At 48.1% G+C, this 23,673-nt stretch carries 22 protein-coding genes and 1 pseudogene; 10 read left to right on the forward strand and 13 right to left on the reverse strand.

From position 1 onward, the window contains the following. Positions 1–65 precede the first annotated feature (65 nt). The 4 genes from DFP77_RS15775 to xylA all read left to right on the forward strand — a co-directional run bounded on the left by DFP77_RS15775 (position 66) and on the right by xylA (position 3,450). Positions 66–1,004 carry an MBL fold metallo-hydrolase RNA specificity domain-containing protein gene (locus DFP77_RS15775; RefSeq protein WP_309477166.1) on the forward strand — a complete coding sequence of 313 codons (939 nt, stop codon included), beginning with the start codon at positions 66–68 and terminating at the stop codon, positions 1,002–1,004. 88 nt (positions 1,005–1,092) lie between these two features. After that, the gene (locus DFP77_RS20035; protein ID WP_374058259.1) at positions 1,093–1,257 is read left to right on the forward strand and encodes a type II toxin-antitoxin system HicA family toxin; all 165 of its coding nucleotides are present in this window, start codon (positions 1,093–1,095) and stop codon (positions 1,255–1,257) included. Positions 1,258–1,314: 57 nt separating this feature from the next. After that, positions 1,315–1,737 (forward strand): type II toxin-antitoxin system HicB family antitoxin, encoded by a 423-nt coding sequence (locus DFP77_RS15785; RefSeq protein WP_114413193.1) that lies wholly within the window; start codon positions 1,315–1,317, stop codon positions 1,735–1,737. 393 nt (positions 1,738–2,130) lie between these two features. Beyond that, positions 2,131–3,450: a xylose isomerase gene (xylA, locus tag DFP77_RS15790; RefSeq protein WP_114413194.1), complete on the forward strand. Its 1,320-nt coding sequence runs from the start codon at positions 2,131–2,133 to the stop codon at positions 3,448–3,450. An 83-nt stretch (positions 3,451–3,533) separates the two neighbouring features. Here xylA and DFP77_RS15795 read toward each other — a convergent pair whose 3' ends face one another. The 6 genes from DFP77_RS15795 to xylF form a co-directional block, all read right to left on the reverse strand. Further along, positions 3,534–3,974: an RbsD/FucU family protein gene (locus tag DFP77_RS15795; protein ID WP_114413195.1), complete on the reverse strand. Its 441-nt coding sequence runs from the start codon at positions 3,972–3,974 to the stop codon at positions 3,534–3,536. Positions 3,975–4,004: 30 nt separating this feature from the next. Beyond that, positions 4,005–5,195, reverse strand: a complete 1,191-nt coding sequence (locus tag DFP77_RS15800; protein WP_114413196.1) for a XylR family transcriptional regulator — start codon at positions 5,193–5,195, stop codon at positions 4,005–4,007. Between the two features lie 155 nt (positions 5,196–5,350). Further along, complete coding sequence (xylB, locus tag DFP77_RS15805; protein WP_114413197.1) at positions 5,351–6,799, reverse strand: xylulokinase; 1,449 nt, start codon at positions 6,797–6,799, stop codon at positions 5,351–5,353. Positions 6,800–6,978: 179 nt separating this feature from the next. Beyond that, the gene (locus DFP77_RS15810; protein WP_114413198.1) at positions 6,979–8,109 is read right to left on the reverse strand and encodes a sugar ABC transporter permease; all 1,131 of its coding nucleotides are present in this window, start codon (positions 8,107–8,109) and stop codon (positions 6,979–6,981) included. After that, on the reverse strand, positions 8,102–9,631 hold the full coding sequence (locus DFP77_RS15815; RefSeq protein ID WP_114413199.1) for a xylose ABC transporter ATP-binding protein: 1,530 nt from the start codon (positions 9,629–9,631) through the stop codon (positions 8,102–8,104). Before DFP77_RS15815 ends, DFP77_RS15810 begins: the two co-directional genes overlap by 8 nt. Before the next feature lie 58 nt (positions 9,632–9,689). Next, positions 9,690–10,691, reverse strand: a complete 1,002-nt coding sequence (gene xylF, locus DFP77_RS15820) for a D-xylose ABC transporter substrate-binding protein (protein ID WP_114413200.1) — start codon at positions 10,689–10,691, stop codon at positions 9,690–9,692. A 501-nt stretch (positions 10,692–11,192) separates the two neighbouring features. Here xylF and DFP77_RS15825 point away from each other — a divergent pair. After that, positions 11,193–12,248, forward strand: coding sequence for a sugar phosphate isomerase/epimerase family protein (locus DFP77_RS15825; protein WP_114413201.1), 1,056 nt, complete (start codon positions 11,193–11,195; stop codon positions 12,246–12,248). Between the two features lie 11 nt (positions 12,249–12,259). Further along, on the forward strand, positions 12,260–13,264 hold the full coding sequence (locus DFP77_RS15830; RefSeq protein WP_258861192.1) for a Gfo/Idh/MocA family protein: 1,005 nt from the start codon (positions 12,260–12,262) through the stop codon (positions 13,262–13,264). 469 nt (positions 13,265–13,733) lie between these two features. Here the strand turns inward: DFP77_RS15830 and DFP77_RS15835 are convergent, their stop codons facing one another. Then, a complete protein-coding gene (locus tag DFP77_RS15835; protein WP_114413202.1) occupies positions 13,734–14,729 on the reverse strand; it encodes a Fic family protein in 996 nt (331 codons plus the stop codon). Positions 14,730–14,990: 261 nt separating this feature from the next. Between DFP77_RS15835 and DFP77_RS15840 the strand changes: the two genes are divergently transcribed. The 3 genes from DFP77_RS15840 (at position 14,991) to DFP77_RS15850 (ending at position 16,474) form a co-directional block, all read left to right on the forward strand. Next, a complete protein-coding gene (locus tag DFP77_RS15840; protein ID WP_114413203.1) occupies positions 14,991–15,404 on the forward strand; it encodes a hypothetical protein in 414 nt (137 codons plus the stop codon). 2 nt (positions 15,405–15,406) lie between these two features. Next, positions 15,407–15,718 carry a hypothetical protein gene (locus DFP77_RS15845; protein WP_114413204.1) on the forward strand — a complete coding sequence of 104 codons (312 nt, stop codon included), beginning with the start codon at positions 15,407–15,409 and terminating at the stop codon, positions 15,716–15,718. 393 nt (positions 15,719–16,111) lie between these two features. Continuing rightward, positions 16,112–16,474, forward strand: a complete 363-nt coding sequence (locus DFP77_RS15850; protein WP_114413205.1) for a hypothetical protein — start codon at positions 16,112–16,114, stop codon at positions 16,472–16,474. A 176-nt stretch (positions 16,475–16,650) separates the two neighbouring features. Here DFP77_RS15850 and DFP77_RS19685 read toward each other — a convergent pair whose 3' ends face one another. Continuing rightward, entirely contained in the window at positions 16,651–16,899 is a 249-nt protein-coding gene (locus tag DFP77_RS19685) for a DUF6998 domain-containing protein (RefSeq protein WP_220235547.1), read from the reverse strand. A gap of 326 nt (positions 16,900–17,225) precedes the next feature. Between DFP77_RS19685 and DFP77_RS20040 the strand changes: the two are divergent. After that, positions 17,226–17,309, forward strand: a pseudogene (locus tag DFP77_RS20040) (carbon storage regulator); the annotation flags it as partial. A 284-nt stretch (positions 17,310–17,593) separates the two neighbouring features. Here the strand turns inward: DFP77_RS20040 and DFP77_RS15865 are convergent. The 5 genes from DFP77_RS15865 to DFP77_RS15885 form a co-directional block, all read right to left on the reverse strand. Beyond that, entirely contained in the window at positions 17,594–18,754 is a 1,161-nt protein-coding gene (locus tag DFP77_RS15865; protein ID WP_258861193.1) for a Gfo/Idh/MocA family protein, read from the reverse strand. 4 nt (positions 18,755–18,758) lie between these two features. Further along, a complete protein-coding gene (locus tag DFP77_RS15870; protein ID WP_114413206.1) occupies positions 18,759–19,817 on the reverse strand; it encodes a sugar phosphate isomerase/epimerase family protein in 1,059 nt (352 codons plus the stop codon). 133 nt (positions 19,818–19,950) lie between these two features. Continuing rightward, entirely contained in the window at positions 19,951–20,931 is a 981-nt protein-coding gene (locus tag DFP77_RS15875) for an ABC transporter permease (protein ID WP_114413207.1), read from the reverse strand. Further along, positions 20,915–22,414, reverse strand: coding sequence for a sugar ABC transporter ATP-binding protein (locus DFP77_RS15880; RefSeq protein ID WP_114413208.1), 1,500 nt, complete (start codon positions 22,412–22,414; stop codon positions 20,915–20,917). The genes DFP77_RS15875 and DFP77_RS15880 overlap by 17 nt, the downstream gene beginning before the upstream one ends. A 79-nt stretch (positions 22,415–22,493) precedes the next feature. Continuing rightward, complete coding sequence (locus DFP77_RS15885) at positions 22,494–23,663, reverse strand: levoglucosan dehydrogenase (RefSeq protein ID WP_114413209.1); 1,170 nt, start codon at positions 23,661–23,663, stop codon at positions 22,494–22,496. Positions 23,664–23,673 lie beyond the last annotated feature (10 nt).

Here is a 23,673-nt window from a genome sequence, read left to right on the forward strand (position 1 = left end):
CAAATATGTTTTGGTGTTGTTAAGAATCAAACAGAATATCAGCCTCAAGTTAGTTAAATAAAAACTTGAGGCTGATTAGGAGAGATGGTATCTACCAAAAATATTGGGATGTGGTGTTTTCTGGGGATTTGGGCGCGCCCTATTCGCCTTTGTTATGTGCGCCGCAGTCGCCTTATCGTGCAGACCAGCTTGTTTTAGAAAGCACTTATGGTGATAGAAACCATGAAAATCGTGCGACACGCCAACAGAAACTCCAGCAAAGTTTAGAACACGCTTTGGGTGATTCGGGAACTGTGTTGATCCCTGCGTTTAGCATTGGTCGTACACAAGAGTTGCTGTACGAGTTGGAACATATCATTCATCAGAACAAGCTAAAACCTGTTAGCCAGACTCGTTCTGGTGTTTCGTTAAATTGGGAAGACATCGATATTATTATCGATTCACCATTGGCGAGTCGTTTTACTGAGGTGTATCGATCGTTGGCGAACTATTGGGATGACGAGGCAAAACGCCGCGTGAGCTCGGGTCGCCACCCACTCAGTTTTGAGCAAGTGACTACGATAGATAGCCACGAGACTCATCTGCAAACCGTATCTTACCTACAACGCCAAACTCGCCCTGCTATTGTTATTGCTGCTTCTGGTATGTGCGCTGGCGGTCGTATTGTGAATTATTTGAAGGCGTTATTGGGCGATGCGCGCAACGATGTGTTGTTTGTGGGCTATCAAGCAGCAGGTACGCCAGGACGGGATATTTTGCGGTATCACGATAAGCCAAATGGTTATGTGGTGTTTGATGGGGAGCGTTATGCCATTAATGCCAAGGTACAGCAGATAAGCGGTTATTCCGCCCACGCAGGGCAACGGGATTTGTTGAATTTTATTAAACGTATGCGCGTCCCGCCGAAGAAAGTGCATTTGGTGCATGGGGATGATGGCGCCAAGCGGACGTTAAAGGGGTTGATTGAAATAGCCCATCCGGAGTGCAACGTCGTCGTGCCTTAAGAAATAAAATAAACATAGAATTATACTTATGCGTTTGTATAATTTTATATTGATCCAAGTAACGCCAGTTCAAAACAAGGATGCAAAAATGAACTCGAAGGATCTTATTAAGCAACTCAAAGACAACTTATGCGTGTTTGTAAGACATGGAAACGGAGACCATCAGATATGGTTTTCTCCCATAACAGGAAAGAAATTTTCAGTACCTCACCCAAAAAACACACCTTCCGATTGGCACATTAAACAGTATTAAGAAAATGGCTGGGGTTTAATCAGCACCTTAAAAACACCAACAGCAAGCGAGGTGGTTATGTTATTTATGGTTGGTATAGAGCGCCCACAGGACAACAACACAGCATGGGGCATTATTGTTCCTGTGTTTGAAGCATTCGGGTATGGCTGCGTTTCTGCTGCAGATGAACAAAATGAAGTATTGTATCGCGCCAAAGAAGTAATTCTTTTAATGGCCGAAGAAATCATGGCCGATGGACATATGCTATCGATGTTAGATACCGGTTTTGTTGATTATCGTACTCAATATCCAGAGTTTACTGAATGGCTAGCCATTGAGGTGCCCGTTGAAGGCTTAAAAGGCAAACAAAAGCGCGTCAACATCACCTTGTCAGAGCCACTATTAGCAAGAGTCGATGCCTACGTGGGCTTTCATCATGAATTTAAAGATCGGTCGGATTTTCTAGCCAAAGCCGCTGATCGTTATATGCAGGCAAAGTAACAGGTTAGGAATGATTCGTTTTCGTAAGCCGGATGAGGGAGGCACAACCGTCAGATCACGCCTCGTTCCTCGGCTCATCTGACCTTGTATTTCCTTGGTATCAACGACCGGCACAAAACCGATAGTATTCTTATCTGTAGGTCGTGGCTTTAGCCCGACAAAACGTATCTTTGGTGGGTCGCGGCTTTAGCCCGACAAAACGTATCTTTGGTAGGTCGCGGCTTTAGCCCGACAAGATGTGATTTGATGCGTCTCGTTTTTGTCGGCATAAATGCGTGACCTACTTCCACCAGCAAATTCAATAACCGCTCCAAGAAATTTCGTAATTGAAGCAATCGTTCAAAAAACCAATCATTCATAGGGACAAAAATAACAACAGTCAGGAGTTCTGATATGAGTGAGTTTTTTAAGAACGTGCCGCATATAAAATACGAAGGCGCGAATTCCAGTAATCCTTTTGCTTTTAAACATTACGATGCAAACAAAGTACTAATGGGCAAAACCATGGCTGAACATTTAAGAATGGCAGCCTGCTATTGGCACAATTTCTGTTGGCAAGGAAGCGATGTATTTGGCGCGAATACTTTTGATCGCCCTTGGACCAAGCCTGCTAACGAAATGGAAGCAGCCAAAATGAAAGCTGACGCGGCATTTGAATTTTTCACAAAGCTGGGCATTTCTTATTACAGTTTTCACGATGTTGATGTCAGCCCCGAAGGCAGCTCACTAAAAGAGTACATCAATAACTTTGCGCAAATGGTCGATGTCCTTCAAGCTAAACAAGAAGCCACTGGCATCAAGCTGTTATGGGGAACCGCGAATGCCTTTTCCAATCCAAGATACATGTCTGGGGCGGCATCCAATCCTAATCCTGAGATCTTCGCTTACGCAGCGACTCAGGTATTCCATGCAATGAACGCAACCAAAGCATTGAATGGCCAAAACTATGTTTTGTGGGGCGGTCGTGAAGGTTATGAAACCTTGCTGAATACCGACCTAAAACGTGAACGCGCCCAGCTTGGCCGCTTCATGCAAATGGTGGTTGAGCACAAATACAAAATCGGTTTTGAAGGCACTTTGTTGATCGAACCAAAACCCGCCGAACCAACCAAGCATCAATACGATTACGATACCGCGACGGTTTATGGTTTCTTAAAAGAATTTGGGCTTGAGAAAGAGATTAAGGTCAATATCGAAGCTAACCACGCGACTTTAGCAGGGCACAGTTTCCATCATGAAATCGCCACGGCTTGTTCATTAGGGATTCTAGGCTCCGTCGACGCCAACCAAGGCGACGCGCAACTAGGCTGGGACACAGACCAATTTCCGACTAGCGTTGAAGAATATACTTTAGTTACGTATGAGATTCTGAAAAACGGTGGTTTCCAGAACGGTGGTTACATGTTTGACACCAAATTGCGTCGTCAGTCCATGGATCTAGAGGATTTGTTCCACGGGCATATTGGCGCGATGGATACTTTGGCACTGTCCTTAGAGCGCGCGGTTAAGATGATCGAAGATGAAAAACTAGCGACGCTTGTTGAACAACGCTACGCAAAATGGAACGATTCTTTAGGGGCCGACATTTTAGCTGGCAAGCATACACTGCAAGATCTTGCGGAGTATGCGACTAAAAACAACATAGATCCTCAGCCCGTTTCTGGTCGCCAAGAGATGCTAGAAAATATGCTGAATGGCTATATTTATAAATAAGATCGCATGTTAGATCGCGAACAAAAAAAACAGGCCAACGAAGATTGGCCTGTGTTTTTTATTACTAAATGTTACGAGAAATTTTAAGAAAAGATCACGCCTTTCTTCAGTAGAAAACACCCATAACCTCTTGCTTCCCCCGTTACGACGACAGCGAAAGCCTGTTTGGCAGCTTCGTAAAAAGCAAAGCGTTCTAACGAGCCCATTTCTGCATTATCACTGTCAGCCGCCTTTAATAGCGCTGCGAACTCTTGCTGTACTTCTGGCATGACCGATTCGTCTTCGCCAACCATTTGCATACGAGTCACTGGCTGGTCAACAAAGGTATCCAACGGCAATACGGATAAAATCGCCGTAGCCGCTTGGGTGACATTCACGCCATCTAGACGAATGACCGGTTTTCCACCCGCAACAGAAGCCGCAGGAAAGTTACGATCCACCAAAACAATGTCGTCACCGTGGCCCATTGTGCGCAATACGTTTAGCAATTCCCCACTTAGTAATGGGTCTATATTTTTTAGCATTTCGCCCTCCCTCACTGTCTCAAAAATACTTTAGTGTTGGTTGTTTTCTTTATCAAGCCGCGACGACACACGGTATTCCCCAGGTGTCATGCCCAAGTTTTTACGCGATACCGTGTACATGTATTGTACGGAAGGATAACCACAAGTTCTGGCTATTTCATCGAACGGTAAGTTGGTCGAAGTGATCAATTCACAGGCGCGATAAAACTTGGTCATGTGCAGTTGTTCGTGCATTGAGCAGCCAATTTCGTCGATAAAGCGGGTTTCTAGGTTGGTTCTGGATATGCCAATGTAATCAACAACTTGTGCTACTTTCACACCTCGACACGCATTATGACGAATAAAATGCATGGCTTGGATAACATACGGGTCGTGCAATGCGCGATAATCAGACGATTGTCTTTCCGCTATGCCAGTTGGGTCGACCACCACCAGCGAGTTTTCCGTAGAATAGCCTTGTAGCATACGATGCAGCATTTTTGCCGCTTCATAACCCATTTGCTTACTGCCCTGCTCTACTGAAGATAAAGCTGTTCGGTTCAAGTTCCTCGCCATGCTTTCATTATCAATGCCTACAATGGCCACTTGCTCTGGTACCAAGATATTCAAATGATCACAAACCTGTAATAAATGGCGTGCACGGGAATCTGTGACGGCTATAATGCCAATGGGTTTAGGAAGGTTTTTAAGCCAGTTTTCTAGCTCACGCTGTGCCGTTTCCCAGACTTCTGCCGAGGTGCAGAAACCTTGGTGTACATGAGGCTCAAAGCCGTCTGAACGGACTTGCTCGATAAAGGCATGCTCACGCTCACTGGCCCACCGACTATAAATGGTACTTGGCACACCATAAAAGGCAAACGCGGGCAGCCCTTTGCGCTTCAGGTGTTGGTACGCACAATGCACCAAAGCAGCGTTGTCTGTGGCGACATAAGGCAGTCGTGGATAATCTTCTTTATGGTGGTAAGAACCGCCAACCGCTACAGTGGGAATATCGGTGTCTTTTAGGATGTCTTCCACTTCGGGGTTATCAAAGTCGGCAATAATGCCGTCTCCTTCCCAGTGTTTTAATGCATCTAGGCGACAGCGAAAATCGTCTTCAAAATACACATCCCAATCACATTGAGCTGCATGTAAGTATTCACCAATACCTTCAATGACTTGTCGGTCATACACTTTATTGGCATTAAATACCAAGTTGAGTCGATAGCGTTTTTCAAACATACAAAAGCATCTCTAATTTTTATTATTAGCTTGATCATACTCTTGTTGATATTGCAGGTTCTAGGTAATGATAAAAATCAGAAAGGAAATAATAGAAATCGTAATGAAAGAAAGTTGGTAATAAGAGCGGCGTCATGCAACACCGCCCTTGCTAATTAAAGCCCTTTTACTCTTTGGTACAAATCCTGAAAGCGCCTGCGCTTCTCTGTATACCGAGCGCTATTTGCTTGATCAGGCAAGTAACGTTTAATAAGCGCTGGCTTGGTGCAAATTTCGTTTAGTGCGCCTTGGCCTTGATCGCCAATAGCCGCCAAGCGAGCCGCACCCAAAGCAGGCCCAACTTCGCCACCTGCACGGTAATCCATTGGCACATTAAAGACATCCGCCAGCCTTTGTAACCAATAGGTGCTTTTGGCTCCGCCACCAATCACGTCTATTCCTTCGCTGATATTGTGTGCCGAGCGTACCGTATCCAATCCATCCAGCAAGGCAAAGCTCACCCCTTCAAGTACTGCAAGAACCAAATCCGCTGGCGTCGTTTCATGGGTCATCCCCCAAAACACGCCTTTTGCATTGGCATCGTTATGCGGCGTTCTTTCTCCGCTTAGATAAGGCAAAAAAGTAAGCTTGCTATCCTGTTCTAAGCGGTTTTCAGCCGCCAATAAAGCCAACTCCACACTGCTAAACTGCGCTAGTTTGGAGACCCAATCAATACAGCTCGCCGCACTTAACATCACCGACATAGTGTGCCAAGTATTCGGAATTGCATGACCAAAACTGTGCAAGGCAGCAGCAGGATTCGCTGTAAATCCATCACTTACTGCAAAAATCACCCCTGATGTCCCCAGCGATAGCATGGTTTGTTCAGGTGAAATAATGCCCATGCCGACTGCGCCTGCGGCGTTATCACCACCACCCGCAACAACAGGCACAATAGGCATAGACCAGCGTTTGGCCAACAGCTCGTCGATCGTGCCGGTGATTTCCGAGCCTTCATATACTTTTGGCATTTGCTTTTCGTTTAAGCCTGTTGCTTGCAACATGGTCTCGCTCCAAGTGCGTTGCTCCATATTCAACCATAGAGTGCCTGAGGCATCGGAAACGTCGGTCGCGAAATCCCCTGTCATGCGAAAACGTAGATAATCTTTTGGCAATAACACTTTATCAATTTGTGCAAAAACTTCCGGCTCATGCTGCTTCACCCAAAGCAACTTAGGCGCGGTAAAACCAGGCATAACCAGGTTCCCCGTAATGGCTTGCACTTCTGGACAGCGCCTTTGCAAGACCAAGCATTCTTCGTGAGAGCGGCCATCATTCCAAAGGATCGCGGGGCGCAATACTTCGCCCTGCTTGCCAAGCAAGGTGGCGCCATGCATTTGCCCCGATAAGCCAATGGCTTTAACGTCTTGTAAGTTGTGCTCTTTAGCCAGCTGCAACATTGCCAAGTCAGTTGCTTGCCACCAGTCTGCTGGATTTTGCTCAGACCAAAGGTCAAACGGCCGAGATACAGACAAAGGCGATGAGCAGCTGGCTGTTACCTGACCATCTTTTGCCATTAAAATCACTTTTACACCAGAGGTGCCGAGGTCAATTCCGATATACATAAAACATATCCTTCATTTTGTTAATCGCCACCCTTACACATGGGGTTGTCACCAAACGACTTCTGTCGATTTTGTAGGTCGTGAATTTATGCCGACAAAAAGTTGTGTGGCACCAAATTAGACCTTGTCGGGCTAAAGCCGCGACCTACATAACCGATTCAACCTTTGCACGCTACCTTTTACTGTGATTTTTTTGTTTTTACGTCCAACCAAACGGCGAGCAACAAAATCATGCCTTTAACGATTAGTTGCCAAAACGTCGGCACATCCAACATGCTCATGCCATTGTCCAAGCTCGCCATAATCAGTGCCCCCATTATGGCACCAAATACCGCACCAACACCGCCAGCCAAACTGGCGCCGCCAATAACACAGGCTGCGATAGCATCCAGTTCTGCCATGTTTCCCGCAGCAGGGGAGCCCGCTCCAAGTCGAGATGTGAGTATTAAAGCGGCCACGGCGACCATCATGCCATTGAAGCCAAACACCAACATTTTAGTGCGTTCTACGTTAACTCCCGACATGCGAGTCGCTTCGATGTTGCCACCAATCGCGTAAATTCGACGACCAAACGATGTTCTTTTTGCTACATAAGTGGCGATTAGAATCAGCCCACCCATGATCAAAATGGGGGTTGGAATACCGCGATAGCTTTCCAGAATGAATAACAATCCCATTAATACGGCAACAGCGATCGTCGCTTTGGCGTATTCAAACTTAGCCGACTGATTTTCCACACCGTGCTTTTGTCTTGCCTTGCGTCGAGCATAAACCTTAGCCACCAGCCCAAGACACAACAAGGAGACAACACTGATCCCCCAACCAGACGGAATATAACTTTGCCCAACAATCGCCAGTGAACTAGACGTTGGCGCAACCGTCGCCCCATCAGTTAATCCCACTAAGATGCCACGAAACGCTAACATGCCTGCCAAGGTGACAATAAAAGAGGGCACTTTTTGATAAGCGACCCACCAGCCATTAAACAAGCCCAACACCAAACCCGCAGCGACCGTGATTAAAACGGTGAGCATAATAGGAAAGTGAAACCAAACATCCAGAATCGCGGCCACACCACCCAATAAGCCCATCATAGAACCAACGGACAAATCGATTTCCGCGCTGATAATGACAAACACCATGCCAATGGCGAGCACGCCTACAATGGCCGTTTGACGAATTAAGTTAGAAATATTACGCGGTGACACAAAGGCACCGTCTGTCGCAAAGGAAAAGAATACGACGATTAACAGCATGGCTGCCAACATGGCAAACAGTTGTAGTTGACTGGTTTTTATTGTTTTAAACATTCGTTGTATCCTCTTTGATCGCGCAATTCATTATCATTTCTTGAGTCAAACCTTGGTGGTCAAATTGACCTTTTAGTCGTCCTTCGTGCATCACCAATACTCGGTCACTGATCCCTATGACTTCGGACAATTCAGACGACACCATGATGATCGACATACCTTGTTTGACGAGCGCAAACATCAGTTTATAAATTTCGTATTTGGCGCCCACATCAATGCCGCGAGTCGGCTCGTCTAGTATCAAAATTTTGGGATGCGTTAATAAACATTTGGCGATGATGGCTTTTTGCTGATTACCACCACTCAAATTTTTAATTGACAGTTCAGACGACGCCGTTTTTACTTTCAGTTGCGCAATATAATTATCGATGTCTTGGCTTTCTTGATCTTCATTGATCGCACCAAACCATGACGAATATTGACTTAAAACCGAAAGGGTGATGTTTCGTCCAACGCTCATAATAGGCACGATACCGTGACGCTTTCGGTCTTCTGGCACCATGGCAATACCGGCTTCTAACGCTGTGCGCTGAGAACGAATTGCTAACGACTCGCCATGCAATTCAACCTCTGCTTCGTAGTTACCATCGTAAGAACCATACAAACATTGCATCAGCTCCGTTCGACCAGAACCGATCAACCCTGCGATGCCAAGAATTTCACCTTGCCGTAATTCAAAACTTACGTCTTCTACTTGAGCCCGCGAGGCACCCGCTTGCTTCGCGGTCGCGTGTTTTACTTTTAGTACGATGTCACCGATCTCATGCTCTTCCCGTGGAAACAGCTCATCTAATTCGCGCCCAACCATCATGCTGATGATGTCATTTTGTGTGAGATTTTCGACCGATCGAGTATCTATATGATCACCATCTCGAATGACCGTGACCCAATTGGATAAAGCCAATACTTCTTCCAATTTATGAGAAATGTAGATACAAGCGATGCCCTGCTGTTTCAGCTCACTCACAATGTTCAATAGGATTTCGATCTCTGTGGTGGTCAGAGAAGACGTTGGCTCGTCCAGTATTAATAGCTTCACGTTTTTGTTTAATGCTTTAGCGATCTCGACCAATTGCTGTTGGCCCACACCAAGCTCTCGGATTGGCGTATCAGGTAAAATATCCAACTTGACTCGCGCCAACAGCTCCGCTGTACGACGGTGCATTTCTTCGTCATTTAGCCTTGCAAACGTACCAAGTTCATTACCCAGAAAGATATTTTCTAAGACGGTCATCTCTTTAACGAGCGCCAATTCTTGGTGAATAATGACGATTCCTAACGCTTCGGTATCACGAATACTGGATGCTTTAACAAGATTGCCTTCAAAATAAATTTCACCTTCATAAGAACCAAATGGCCAAACACCACTTAATACTTTCATTAAGGTTGATTTACCTGAACCGTTCTCACCGCATATAGACAAGGCTTCACCAGGATCAAGCTGGATGCTGACGCCGTTTAATGCACGGACACCGGAGAAACTTTTTATAATCCCACGCATGTCCAATAATGGTTGCTTCATATTTACACCTTTATGAAAAGCAAATGGCACTCTTTCGAGTGCCATTAATAGGAATGAACTAAGGATTGTAAACAGCGTTACGCGTGTGGTAACCGTCAGCAATAACGGTGGAATCTAGGTTGTCTTTAGTGACAGCGATTGGCGTTAACAATAAAGCATCTACATCTTTCTTACCGTTATTAACGTGCCCTGTAACCTGGATTTTTTCCCCACGAGCCAGTTTAACCGCCATTTCAGCACTGGCTGTTGCCAGTTTAGAAATCGGTTTGTACACCGTCATGGTTTGAGTACCAGCGACAATTCTGCGCATGGCAGCGAGATCCGCGTCTTGACCAGAGATAACCACTTTGCCACTCAAACCTTGAGCTGCTAATGCTTGAATCGCACCGCCCGCGGTGGAATCGTTGGACGCCACAACCGCATCGATTTTATTGGCGTTGGCGGTTAGACCATTTTCCATAATGTTCAATGCCGCTTCAGCAGACCAACCCATTGCCCATTGATCGCCAACAATCTGAATTTGTTTCGCATCAATAGCTGGTTGAATCACGTTCATTTGCCCTTGACGGAACATTTTCGCGTTGTTGTCAGTTGGAGACCCACCCATTAAGAAGTAGTTTCCTCTTGGCTTACGCTTAAGCAAAGCTTCGGCTTGCATCTCACCCACTCGGATGTTGTCAAAAGACACATACAGGTCGATGTCAGCAAATTTGATCAATCGGTCATACGCCAAGACTTTGATACCTTCCGCTTTCGCTTCCGCCAACACATTACCTAGCACTTCGCCGTTTTCAGGCACGATAACCAACACATCTACGCCACGAGAAATCATGTTTTCAATTTGGGAGATTTGAGTAGTGACATCACCATTTGCAGATTGAGTATAGACTTTTGCGCCCATGGCTTCTGCTGCGGAAGTGAATATATCTCGGTCTTTCTGCCAGCGTTCTAAACGCAAGTCAGACATTAACAAACCGATCTTTTCACCAGCGGCCAAAACAGGTAGTGAGGTCGCTGCGCAAAGGGTGGCAAGTAAACTCATAGATACGATTTTTTTCATCTTGTCATTCCTTGTTATTTTTATTAAGTGAACGAGCTCCTGTATGGAGTCAGTAGAATGTAAAATGATGACTCAAGAAGCGGTATTACCTTTTTTTGTTTGCGTGTAGCGTTTTTTATAAAAAAATACAGCATGGGATTGAAAAATATTTTGGGGATTTTTTTCATTATTAGGCATTCATTACTGCTTATCTCTTAACCTATTTCGTAACGGCAACTCGCTGAAAAGCGTCGCGATTGCTAGCTGTCAGTTTCACATCAAAACAATCCATATTCGCTGAACTGCAAGCATTTCATTTTGTTACATTGTGCTTTCAAAAGCGAAAAAGTGCATTTTTATCGTAAAAACACACTTAATTTGATTAAAAAACACACTATACTCAAAAAAATCTTCTGAAAGACTTTACAAAACTCATTGAAAAGTCTTTTTTTATGATCGAGAATGTAATCGATTACAAAACATAAAAACCACTCAAATAAAAATAACTATGGGGGTAATATTATGAAGGCTTTACAAGGTCCCGCTCTGTTCCTTGCGCAGTTTGCTGGTGATGAAGCGCCATTCAATACGTTTGAAAACATTATCGAATGGGCTGCAAGCATTGGTTTTAAAGGCGTCCAGATACCCACTTGGGATCAGAGGTTGTTTGACCTAGATCGCGCTGCCAGTGATCTCCAATACTGTCAGTACATTCAAGATACGCTTGCTAAGCACGGCATGGTCGTAACTGAACTGTCGACGCACTTACAAGGACAATTGGTCGCTGTTCACCCAGCCTACGATGATATGTTTGACGGCTTCGCACCAGATCATGTCAAAGGCAACCCAGACGCTAGACAAAAATGGGCTGTCGATCAGCTATTAAAATCCGCACACGCCTCCAAGAATCTAGGTCTAACCAATCACGCCACTTTTTCTGGCGCCTTACTCTGGCCTTATCTTTATCCTTGGCCACAAAGACCAGCGGGGTTGGTTGAAGCTGGCTTTGAAGAACTCGCCAATCGCTGGATTCCAATACTGAATGAATTCGACCGCTGCGGCGTCAATGTTTGTTATGAGATTCACCCAGGTGAAGACCTACATGACGGTGTCACTTTCGATATGTTTTTAGCGGCAACGAATAACCACCCTAGAGCAAATATCCTTTTTGACCCTTCTCACTTTGTATTGCAGCAACTCGACTATTTACAGTTTATCGATATTTACCACGATCGTATCAAGATGTTCCATGTGAAAGACGCCGAATTTAATGCCACTGGCAGACAAGGCGTTTACGGTGGCTATCAAAGTTGGATAGATCGAGCTGGGCGCTTTCGTTCTTTAGGAGATGGCCAAGTCGATTTCAAAGGTATTTTTTCAAAACTCACTCAATATGATTTTGGCGGCTGGGCCGTTATCGAATGGGAATGTTGCATGAAACACCCTGAGGCTGGAGCCGAGGAAGGCGTCAAGTTTGTTAATGATCATTTAATTCGAGTCACAGAACGCGCGTTTGATGATTTCGCCAGTAGTGGTATAGATCACCAGACAAATCGTCGCATTCTTGGTTTAAAATAAAGGAGAACAACATGACGCATAAACGTATTCGTATCGGTATGGTCGGTGGTGGTGATGGTGCTTTTATCGGCGCGGTACATCGTATTGCCACTCGTATAGATGATGGCTTTGAGTTAGTAGCAGGCGCTTTGTCTTCTGACCCTGATAGAGCTTTAGCTTCAGCTCTCCGTCTTGGTATTGATCCAGAACGCGCCTATTCTTCATTCGCCACGATGGCTGAACAAGAAAAGCAGCGTAAAGACGGCATTCAGGCTGTGGTGATTGTTACTCCGAATCATATGCATTACCCGGTAGCTAAGGCATTTTTAGAGCAAGGCATCCACGTAATTTGTGATAAGCCCGTCACAAAAGACCTAAATGAGGCGCTTTCGTTAAAGACACTGGTTGAAAAATCGGGGGCCTTTTTTGCCCTAACCCATAATTACACTGGTTACCCTCTGGTAAGACACGCCAAACATCTTGTTGAGACCGGTGTGCTTGGAGCACTTCGCGTCATCCAAGTGGAATACGCGCAAGATTGGTTAACCGATCCTGCTGAAAACACAGATAACAAACAAGCTAAATGGCGTACAGACCCAGAGAAATCAGGCATGGCTGGCTGCCTAGGAGACATAGGTACTCATGCGTTCAATTTAGCTTGTTTTATTTCTGGACAAAAAGTCCAACAAGTTTCTGCTGACTTGACCGCTTTTGTTGACGGACGACGCTTAGACGACAATGTTCATACCATGCTGCGTTTTGATGGTGGAGCAAAGGGCATGTTGTGGTCTAGCCAAGTGGCGCCAGGTAATGAAAACGGTTTGAAAATTCGTCTTTATGGCGAAAAAGCGGGCATCGAGTGGTCGCAAGAATCGCCTAACGAATTATGGCTGTCTGTGTTCGGCGAACCGACTCAAAAGATCACCCGAGCGGGTCACGGTGCAGGCGAAGAAGCCAATCGACTGTCTCGAATTCCTGCTGGGCATCCCGAAGGCTATCTAGATGTACGGCGACATTATAGTTTGATACGAAAATGACGTTAAATAGGGCCTGAGAAAGGTAAAGTTTGATATTTTTTAGCTCTATCTCTCTCTAACCACCAACATTAAAGTTTGATGTTTTTATCAATACTCAGCGAGAAGAGTATGCCTCCGCCAATACCCCTACAAGTACAGGTTTACCTGAAACCTGATTAAAACGTATCATCAAGGAGTTGTTATCATATGTTGGTTAATCTTAAGAATGAACATTGATCATAAAACATAGATTGTTGCCAACGTATCTTCTCAAGCTCTAATTGCCAATTGACCAAGCCTTTCACATTGCTGATTCCACTATATGAATTGGAAGCCCCTGCATGTTAGCAATGTAATGCCCCTAATGGATTTACCTACTTTTAAACAACGCGAGCATCCCATCATCGATGTTTCGCTTATGAGCCAAGCCACCTCGTCGGCTATTAGCTTCATAGCTTTAAAGAATTTTGACTGGCTTGATAGCACGCTCCTAAAAATGCGCAAGTTTATAACGCGTGCTCCGCCCACCGGCCTCACTTTTTACTAAGCAACCTAACTCCACTAAGAAAGCCAAATGACGTGAAGCGGTTGGCTTACTCACTTTCGCCACCTTATGATATTGAGATGTGTTAATACCTTGGTCAAAATCACCATCAAGCATTCGATTGAGCACTTTTACTTGCTCTAAGGACATTTGAGTTTGATCCACATTCGCCCAGAAGTTTGTTTTAACAATCGTTTTGTCGATATCTTCAAGCACATTAGCAAACGCTTCATCTAAGGTTGTTAAAAACCACATAAGCCATGAGGTAATATCAAGATCACCTTTTTGGGATTTCTCTAATATCTCGTAGTAGCTTTTACGACTCGCTAAAATCGCCACTGACATCGCATAGAATCGTACTGATTGACGCTCAGCCTGCGCCAGTGCTAAATCGGTTAGTAATCGTGTGATCCTGCCGTTGCCATCATCTAAAGGATGAAGAGTCACAAACCAGAAGTGCGTTACTGCCGCTCTGAGTAAAGGATCTATAGCTGGGTTTGCTCTAGAATCATTAAACCAGTCGATAAAACCGTTCAGTTGAGACTCCAGCACATCTCTTCTTGGGGCTTCAAAGTGGACGGTAGGGTTGTCAATCCTGCCAGATACAACTTGCATTGGTTCATCTCCACGCAATCGCCCTCCTATTACTGGATTGAATAAGGTGTAGCCTTCTGGAAACAGACGACTATGCCATTTCAATATCCTTTCAAGTGAGAGTGGTGAGTCTAGATTCACCACTGCGTCCAGCATAATTTCTGCTAAACCATCAGTGCGTTCGGTAGTAGGAAATGGCTTCTCACCGGAAAGGCCAAGCTTATTAGCCAACGATGAACGTACAGAAAACGCATTAAGCTTCTCTCCTTCAATTGCGCTCGAATGAACAATGTTCGCCAACATTGTGTCTAACATGCTTTGGTTTTGGTCCTTGGTTTGGCTTGACATCCATCAATGGTCTACTAATCATTTTGGCAAGCTACTTCGTTCTTCAGAATTCTCCGAAAGAATCAAAATACGCATCTTAATAAACTCATTACATATGGCCGAACCACCCTACTCAGCCACTATCAGTCTTATATCAAACAATTTTCAACCAGGCATTTCTGCCTTTAACGACTTGAACAATCCATTCTTAGGTGCATCGAGCGAGCGATTCAGAACCCCAGCTTTCGCACATAATTAACTTATCCATTTAAGTGAGGCACTATGATGAAACTTGAGTACATTAGAAATTTAAAAAATGATTCGCTTATTCTTAACTCCATCCATCCAGATTTCAAAGGATCGGATGGGAGTTTTCTTGAAGGTGGGCGGATCACCTATCTCCATGAGCTTTCTGATGAGAGCTACTTCAGCAAACTTTCTTATGCATTTAGAATCTCATGCAAAGAGAATGTAGCAACAAATCTCGCATCTATTTTTGAAAAACATGAAGGTCTTTCTTTAAAAGAAGCAAGGGAGACAATTCAAAGTCAAATGAACCAATGGCTTGATAGCAAGGGGGAATCAATTAAAAAATTCTTCGAGGCATTCAGTATTGAGGCCAGCAAAAGCACACTATTAGCAATTGACGAAATGAAATGCACATTTCCATCCCAGATTGACTACAAGGCAGTCTAACTATGAATTATTCAAGCGCTGCCAAGAATGGCGTTAATGTTAGAGAGTGCACGTTATTAGCCTTGACCGAAGCTGGTGTGAGCAAGCGTCAGATTACTGAAATTGCGCCATTAATAGGCCGACGGTTTTCGTCATTTAGTGCTATCGAGCTACTCAAGATCCTAACCATTGAGAGCAGTACTGGCGTAATCTTTTGCTTTGATCAAATGCGATTGGGCAGTAGTTACACCAGAACAAAGTTAGATCGATTTTCATACCAATTCGATTCAAATGACATCCCCAACCACACAAAAGCACTTATGAAGGCATTTTGATTTAAGCTTGTTCTCTATTGTTGTTGTGAATTGCCTCCTTACAGGAAGCAGGGGCAAATCTAGCCGTGACATCTGTCACACCCCATAGGGGAGGGCATCAACCTAGCCGTGACACCTGTCACACCCCATAGGGGGGAGCATCAACCTAGCCGTGACACCTGTCACACCCCATAGAGGGGCATCAACCTAGCCGTGACACCTGTCACACCCCATAGGGGAGGGCATCAACCTAGCCGTGACACCTGTCACACCCCATAGAGGGGCATCAACCTAGCCAGCCATTGGCTTTAACTTACCTACTTGATCTTTCTGGGGTTAGATTCGATGCAATAAATCATAAAGTAAGAATACGTAGAATCGGACTCAGATATTGAAGAATAAGGACTAAAAGAAATGAACTCAGACACAGACAATGGATTATTTTTCAACATGCTTCTCTCAGGAGACTTTAATGAAGAGCAATATCAAATGTTGCTCTGCAGATGGGATAAATCCAAGAAAGAGGCCATCTTCAAAATACTTGGTGCTAACTTAAAGCGATTAGATGAGTGTGGAATTGAGTGGGAATATTTTGAGTCCACCCATACTTTTGTTATCAAAGGCAAGCTTCGCACCCTAAAAATTCATCAAATACGAGATCATTACTCTTTAGTTAGCAAATCTAACAACTCACCATGGATCGGTCGCTATGGCATCCTCACATACAAACTAGGTGCTGTTAAAGCTAAAGAGTATCCAGAGATAAGCTATCGATAAATGTGTATCTGGCATAATGACGCTCCCAGTAGCGACAACACGGACGAGTGATCTATACACACCATTAGGATCGTTACACCAAGATAAGTAAACGCTGATTACTTTACCGGTTGGATGCGGCAGTGATCGGCCACCAGTTGATTTAAGCTACGGAGCTTACTGATAGATATTTGATACTAGCCGTTACTAGGCAGCGGCTTTCCTCGGAAGTGCCTCGAGATCAATGCCCCTGGTCCATTGTAAACGACGTCGAACGTGCCGTCTTTGTTGATTTTGATGACAATCACATGCTGCGACTCACTGTGGAAGGAGACCGTTTTCGCTTGAGTCGCCTTGACCTCCACCTCCACCCCATCACGGGTGAGCGCATCAAACCCCTTGTTAGACGCCGTGACAAGCTCTAGGTCATAAGCATCCGCAACCAAGCACTACCCCAAACTCCCGACCATATGCCAATTTTTTTGGGGGGGAAATGACGACCAGGAAACATCCTCCCTAACTCGGATACAGCGGAATACAGCTGCCCTACTAGCTTTTGTAACTTCTGGTGGTCAATCATGACGGTCCACTCCAAGTAACCTCAAATCCGAATACTAATAAGTCCAGCACGTCTGCTACCCTTAAAGACGATAACCTATCCTGTATCGGAGCACTTAACCATGAGGCATATAACGCTGTTCGATGGAGAGTCACTATACATCGGCGACAGTATCAAGATCATCATTGACCGATGCGTCGATGACGGGAACAAACTAGACTGGGTATAGATGCCCCGAAGGACGTTACCGTGGTTCGAAAAGAGCTGATCTCGCGCGAGTCACGATCCAAGACGTGATTGATGCTTAATCTCAGAAATATTGGCGGGTGGCTTTGAACTGATCTGAAACCGTCAACTTCCGCTCATGGCCCTAAGCGGACATTTAGTCCGCAGTGCCTCACCACACCTAACAGCACTTTGCAGCCCAAAGCCTTCAGATCGGAAATAGCTGCAAGGCGCACATTGCGCCTTAACAGGATCGTTCTGGATTCTCTGAACCGGACGTTAGGTGATTGCCCAGAGCATCTACCGGAGTCGGTACAAAACGAACATTACCAAATCGATTTGTGGACGAATTGAAATCAGTCCTGCGTCAGGCTTACCCAGCTACCCCGAGACCTGACGGCCGCATCGATAAACAGCAGCCCCTCAATTCCGCTTTGAACGGAGGGTACAAGACCTCCCTGAGCGTGGCTGTCGTCATCCAGTTGCCGTGCGCGGATCGCAGTAGCGATATCGCTGTAGAGGCTGGCGAAGGCTTCCAGATAACCCTCGGGATGTCCGGCGGGTGTGCGCGTCACCGCACTCGCTGCAGACGACAGGGCGGCTCCACCGCGGGTCAGCAGTCGGCGCGGTTCACCGAACGGGCAGTACCAGAGTTGGTTCGGATTTTCCTGCTGCCACTCCAGTCCCCCCTTCTCGCCGTAGATACGGATCGCGAGATGGTTTTCGTTGCCGGACGCCACCTGGCTGGCCCAGAGCATCCCGCGGGCCCCACCTTTGAAGCGCAGCATCATATGGACATTGTCGTCGAGTTGGCGACCGGGGCCGAAGGAGCTCAGGTCCGCACAGAGGCGCTCCGTTTCAAGACCGGTGATAAATGAGAGCAGATTAAAGGCATGGGTACCGATATCGCCAATGCAACCGCCGGCCCCAGCCTGGGCCGGATCATTCCGCCAACTGGCTTGCTTCTGCCCTTCATTCTCGATCGATTCGGTCAGCCAATCCTGGGCATATTCAACCTGCACAACCCGCAGCGCTCCCAGCCGACCTTCAGCAATCATCTGGCGGGCCTCACGCACCAGCGGATAAGCGGTGTAGTTGTGGGTCAGCGCAAACAGCGCCTTACTGCGCCCGGCAAGGCTCACCAGCTCGCGGGCGTCTGCCAGCGAGGCCGTCATCGGCTTGTCGCAGATTACATGAATCCCGACACTGAGAAAGGCCCGGGCTACCGGAAAGTGCATATGATTGGGCGTCACGATGGCAACAGCTTCGATGCCATCCGGCCGTTCCACCTCGCGCTGGGCCATCTCCAGAAAATCGGTATAGATCCGGTCCTCTGCTAGCCCCAGTCTCTCGCCAGAGAGACGCGCCTTGTCCGGGGACGACGACAGGGCCCCGGCTACCAGCTCATACTGGCCGTCAAGCCTGGCAGCGAATCGGTGCACGGTGCCGATAAAGGCGTCGATACCACCGCCCACCATGCCCAGACGTATTGGTCGGGCGTAACCTTCCTGTTGCATGGGTTCAGCCTCCTATTCCAAGCATCTTGCGGTTCATCGCCTCGTCGCTGCCGGCATCGGCAAAGTCGTCAAACGCTCGATCGGTGACCTGAATGATATGGTCGCCGATAAACGCTGCGCCCTCGCGGGCCCCAACTTCCGGGTGCTTGAGGCAGCATTCCCACTCCAGCACCGCCCAGCCGTCGAAATCCATGGCCGCCAGCTTGGCGAATATCCCCTTAAAGTCGACCTGGCCATCGCCCAGAGAACGGAAGCGGCCGGCGCGCTCGACCCAAGACTGGTAGCCACCGTAGGCCCCCATGCGTCCATTGGGATTGAATTCAGCATCCTTGACATGAACCATTTTGATCCGATCACGATAGATATCCATGAATGCTAGGTAGTCGATGGACTGCAACACGAAATGGCTAGGGTCGAACAGAATATTACAACGCGGATGCTGCTCAACCCTGTCTAGGAACATCTCGAAGCTGGCGCCGTCGTGCAGATCCTCCCCCGGATGAATCTCGTAACACAGATCGACACCAGCATTGTCGAAAGCATCGAGAATTGGCCGCCAGCGTTTTGCCAGTTCATCGAAGGCGGTCTCAATCAGGCCCGCCGGACGCTGCGGCCAGGGATAGATATAGGGCCAGGCCAGCGCGCCGGAAAAGGTCGCATGGGCGCTCAGCCCTAGGTTGCGGGACGCCTTGGCCGCCAGCAGTAACTGGTCGGCGGCCCAGTTGGCACGGGCCTTGGGATTGCCGCGCACCTCGGGCGGCGCAAAGCCGTCGAAGGCCTCGTCATAAGCCGGATGTACGGCCACCAGTTGCCCCTGCAGGTGTGTCGACAGTTCGGTTATCTGCACGCCCTGCTCGGCGGCCACGCCGTTCAACTCATCGCAGTAATCGAGGGACTCGGCTGCCAGCCTCAGGTCAATCAGGCGGCTGTCCCAACTCGGGACCTGAACCCCTTTGAAACCCAGATCAGCCGCCCAGCGGCAGATCGACGCGAAGCTGTTGAATGGCGCCTCATCACTGGCGAATTGCGCCAGGAAAATTGCAGGACCTTTAATCGTTTTCATAGTGTTTACCCATTCAATCTCTGGGACGTTCCGCCCGAACTCAGGCAACAGGAACCCCAGGCGTCCAAAACAGACGCTGAAAATAATCCAAGCAGTACATAACGTGCCGGACGGAACCGGCACGTCAGCCCGATCAGCGTTGTGCGGCTTTTTTACCGAAGGCCACGGCCAGAATGATGATCAGACCCTTAACCACCATCTGCTGGCTGACATCCAGCCCCATGATGATCAAACCGTTGTTGATCATGCCGATCATCAACGCACCGAAAATGGTACCAATGACGGTTGCAGTGCCGCCAAACAGGCTGGTGCCACCGAGGATGACAGCAGCAATAACCGACAGCTCGTCCCCTTCGCCGAAGGTAAAGCGCGCCGAGTGCATGCGTCCGGCGTATAGCATGCCGGCAAGCCCCGCGAGCATACCTGAGCCCACCATAACCAGCAGTTTGATACGCTTGACGTGAACGCCGGAGAATTCCGCGGCGTTCTCATTTCCGCCCACCGCCAGCGTGCGTCTGCCGTACACGGTTTTGCGCAGCAGCACATGGCCGATGATGCCGATCACGACCATCCAGAATAGCAACACCGGAATGGGACCCAAATCGCCCGAACCGAACAGGAAGGTAAAGCTCTCATTCAGAATCGGGACCGGTGCAGTATCAGTGACCCACATTGCCAGGCCCTTGGTGATGATCATCATGCCCAGCGTTACCAGAAACGCTGGTATCGCAATCTGAGTAATCAGCAGACCATTGATCAGGCCAATCAGAGCTCCAGTGCCGAGGCCCGCGATTATCCCACCGAACATGCCGAGCCCTGCCTGCATCGCCAGCGCAGATATCAATGCAGACAATGCGGCGACCGAGCCAACCGAAAGGTCGATCTGAGCGGCCCCGATTACAAAGGTCATGGCCACGGCCATAATCGCGATCATCGCAGTCTGCCGGGCGATATTCAGCAGGTTGTTAGTCGACAGAAAGCCTTCGTCGTAAAGGGTCACGGAGAAATAGAAGAACACCGCCACGAAGGCGACATAAACGATGTAACGACGCCAGTCGAAACCACGCAGCGAAAAGCGCGTGCTGGCCGGCAGATTATTAGCCTTGGATTGCATGTTGCAATACCTCCTCAGATGCGATGTTTTTACGATCAAATTGCTGCGTCACGCTTCCCTGATGGAAAACGATGACACGGTCAGCCAGGGCCAGCAGCTCGGTAAGTTCCGACGACACCACCAGCACCGCCTTGCCCGCATCGGCGAACTGCCGGATGATTTCCATGATTTCGATTTTGGCACCGATATCGACGCCGATGGTTGGCTCATCGAGCAGCAGTATGTCAGGCGCATTGACCAGCCATTTAGCCAGCACGATCTTCTGTTGATTACCGCCTGACAGCAGATTGACGGCCTTGAAAATATTGTCGGTCTTGATGTTTAGCTTGCGAACATAGTCCTGAACGATTGCCTCTCCGGCGGGATCATCAACGAACAGGCCCTTCTTTATCCGGTTGAGGATCGGCAGCAACATATTGCTTTTGACATCCTGATCCAGCACCAAACCCTGTACCCGCCGATCTTCAGGCACCAGCGCAAGACCCGCCGCAATCGCATCGTCCGGGCGGCGAATTGCCGTTTTCGAACCATTGATAAAAACTTCCCCCCGGTCGATCGGATCGATTCCGAAAAGTGCGCGCATTGTTTCAGAGCGGCCGCTGCCCATCAGCCCGGCAATACCCAGAATTTCGCCTCGGTGAAGATCGAAACTGACGCCGCGAACACGGCTACCGGAATGTAGATCGCTCACTCGGAGCAGTGGCTCGCCCGCGCGGTCGTACTGGCGCTCGGACCAGACGAACGCCTGCTCCATATTGCCGCCAATAATGTGCTCTATCATCCGCTCAACGGTCAGGCTGTCATGACTTTCCGTCAGCACCCATTTACCGTCTCGTAGAATGGTGGTGCGATCGCAGATCTCGAATATCTCGTCCATACGGTGTGAGATATAGATCACGGAAATCTCCTTTTCCTTGAGCTTTTTAATGAACCTGAACAGGACTTCGGTCTCGTTTTCCGTTAACGAGGAGGTCGGCTCATCCATTATCAGAATCTTGGCGTTCTTGGAAAGAGCCTTGGTAATTTCCGTCATCTGCCAGTATCCCACGCCGAGTTGTTCAACCGGCGTATTGGGATCGATATCAACGTTGAGTTCCTGCAACAACTCCCGGGTCTTGCGCACACAGGCCCGGTCGTCAATAAGCCCCATAGCAGTCCTGGGTTCGCGGTTCAGGAAAATATTCTGCGCGACCGTCAGCGACGGTACCAGGCTGAACTCCTGAAAGATCATGGCTATGCCGTGGGCTTCAGCATCCTCGGTGTTCTGGATCTCGATTGGCTGTCCGTCCAGCAGTACCGCGCCCTCATCAGCCCGATACACGCCGGTCAGGATCTTCATGAGCGTGGACTTGCCAGCACCATTGCCACCCATCAGGGCATGCACTTCGCCCTTCCTCAGCTCGAAGCCGACTTTTTCGAGAACCGGTATGCCGTTGAAAGCCTTGCAGATGTTGGACATTTTCAAATGAACTTGGGTATCCATCGTGCTTACCTTTGTGAATGTGGCCCTCCGCCACAAGCGACGGAGGGCTCAGATAAAGCAGTAATCAGCGAGAGCAGTATCAGATTTCGTCAACCGAAACCCAACGACCTTCTTGCGCCGACTTCAGAATCGCATCGGCAATCTGCTCGATACGGTACCCGTCAGCAAAGTTAGGCGATACGTCCGTGTCATCGACTATCGACTTGACCAGATCATAGGTTTCGATGATCTTGGTCTCGCCATAGCCGATGCCCAGTGCAGGAATCGGCCAGAGGCCGTCACCGTACGGATGTGCCGGACCGGTATAAACGGTACGGAAACCACGTCGGTCTTCAGGATCATCCTTGAAGAACACCTTCAACTCGTCGCGACGCTCGTAGTTAAAAGAGATAGACCCTTTTTCACCATGCACCTCAAAGGTCAGGAAGTTATTGCGACCATGACCGTTGCGGGTTGCCTCGATGCTGCCGATAGCACCGTTTTCGAAGCGCAACATCGACAGCACCTCATCGTCGACATCGACCGGGCACTTTTCAACATCGTCACTGCTCTTGACCGTGCCGAGCTTGTCGACACCGCCGGCCTGCACCGGACGCTCGTTGATCCAGGTCTTGGTGGTCGCCATGACTTCGGCGACATCACCGGCCAGGTAGCGAGCGAAATCGAGCACATGGGTGCCGATATCGCCCAGGGCACCAGAACCTGCAATAGACTTCTGGAAACGCCAGGACAGTGGCGAATTCGGATCAGCCGACCAGTCCTGCAGATAGGTACCGCGGAAATTCAGCACCTTGCCGATGGCACCTTCGTCGATATACTTTTTCGCCAGCGCGACGGCCGGGGTGCGGCGGTAGTTGAAGGCCACCATGTGTTTGACACCTGCCGCCTGAACCGCGTCGAGCATGGTCTTGGACTCTTCGGCACCACGCGCCAGCGGCTTCTCGCAGATAATGTGCTTACCAGCCCGGGCCGCGGCAATCGCAATCTCGGCATGAGAGTCATTCGGCGTCACGATATCGACAATATCGATCTCCGGGTTGTTGATGATGTCACGCCAGTCAGCCGTATAGCTCTCAAAGCCCAAACGCAGTGCAGCGTCCTTAGCAGCCTCTTCGGTCACGTCGGCGACCATCTTACGTACTGTGATTGCTGGCGCCGGCCAGAAAAACATTGGCATCGCTGCATACGCCATCGCATGGGCTTTGCCCATAAAACCGGCGCCGATCATACCTACATTAAGTGTTTTCATTATTCTGTTA

The sequence above is a fragment of the Marinomonas foliarum genome (genome assembly GCF_003337275.1).
Classification (GTDB): domain Bacteria; phylum Pseudomonadota; class Gammaproteobacteria; order Pseudomonadales; family Marinomonadaceae; genus Marinomonas; species Marinomonas foliarum.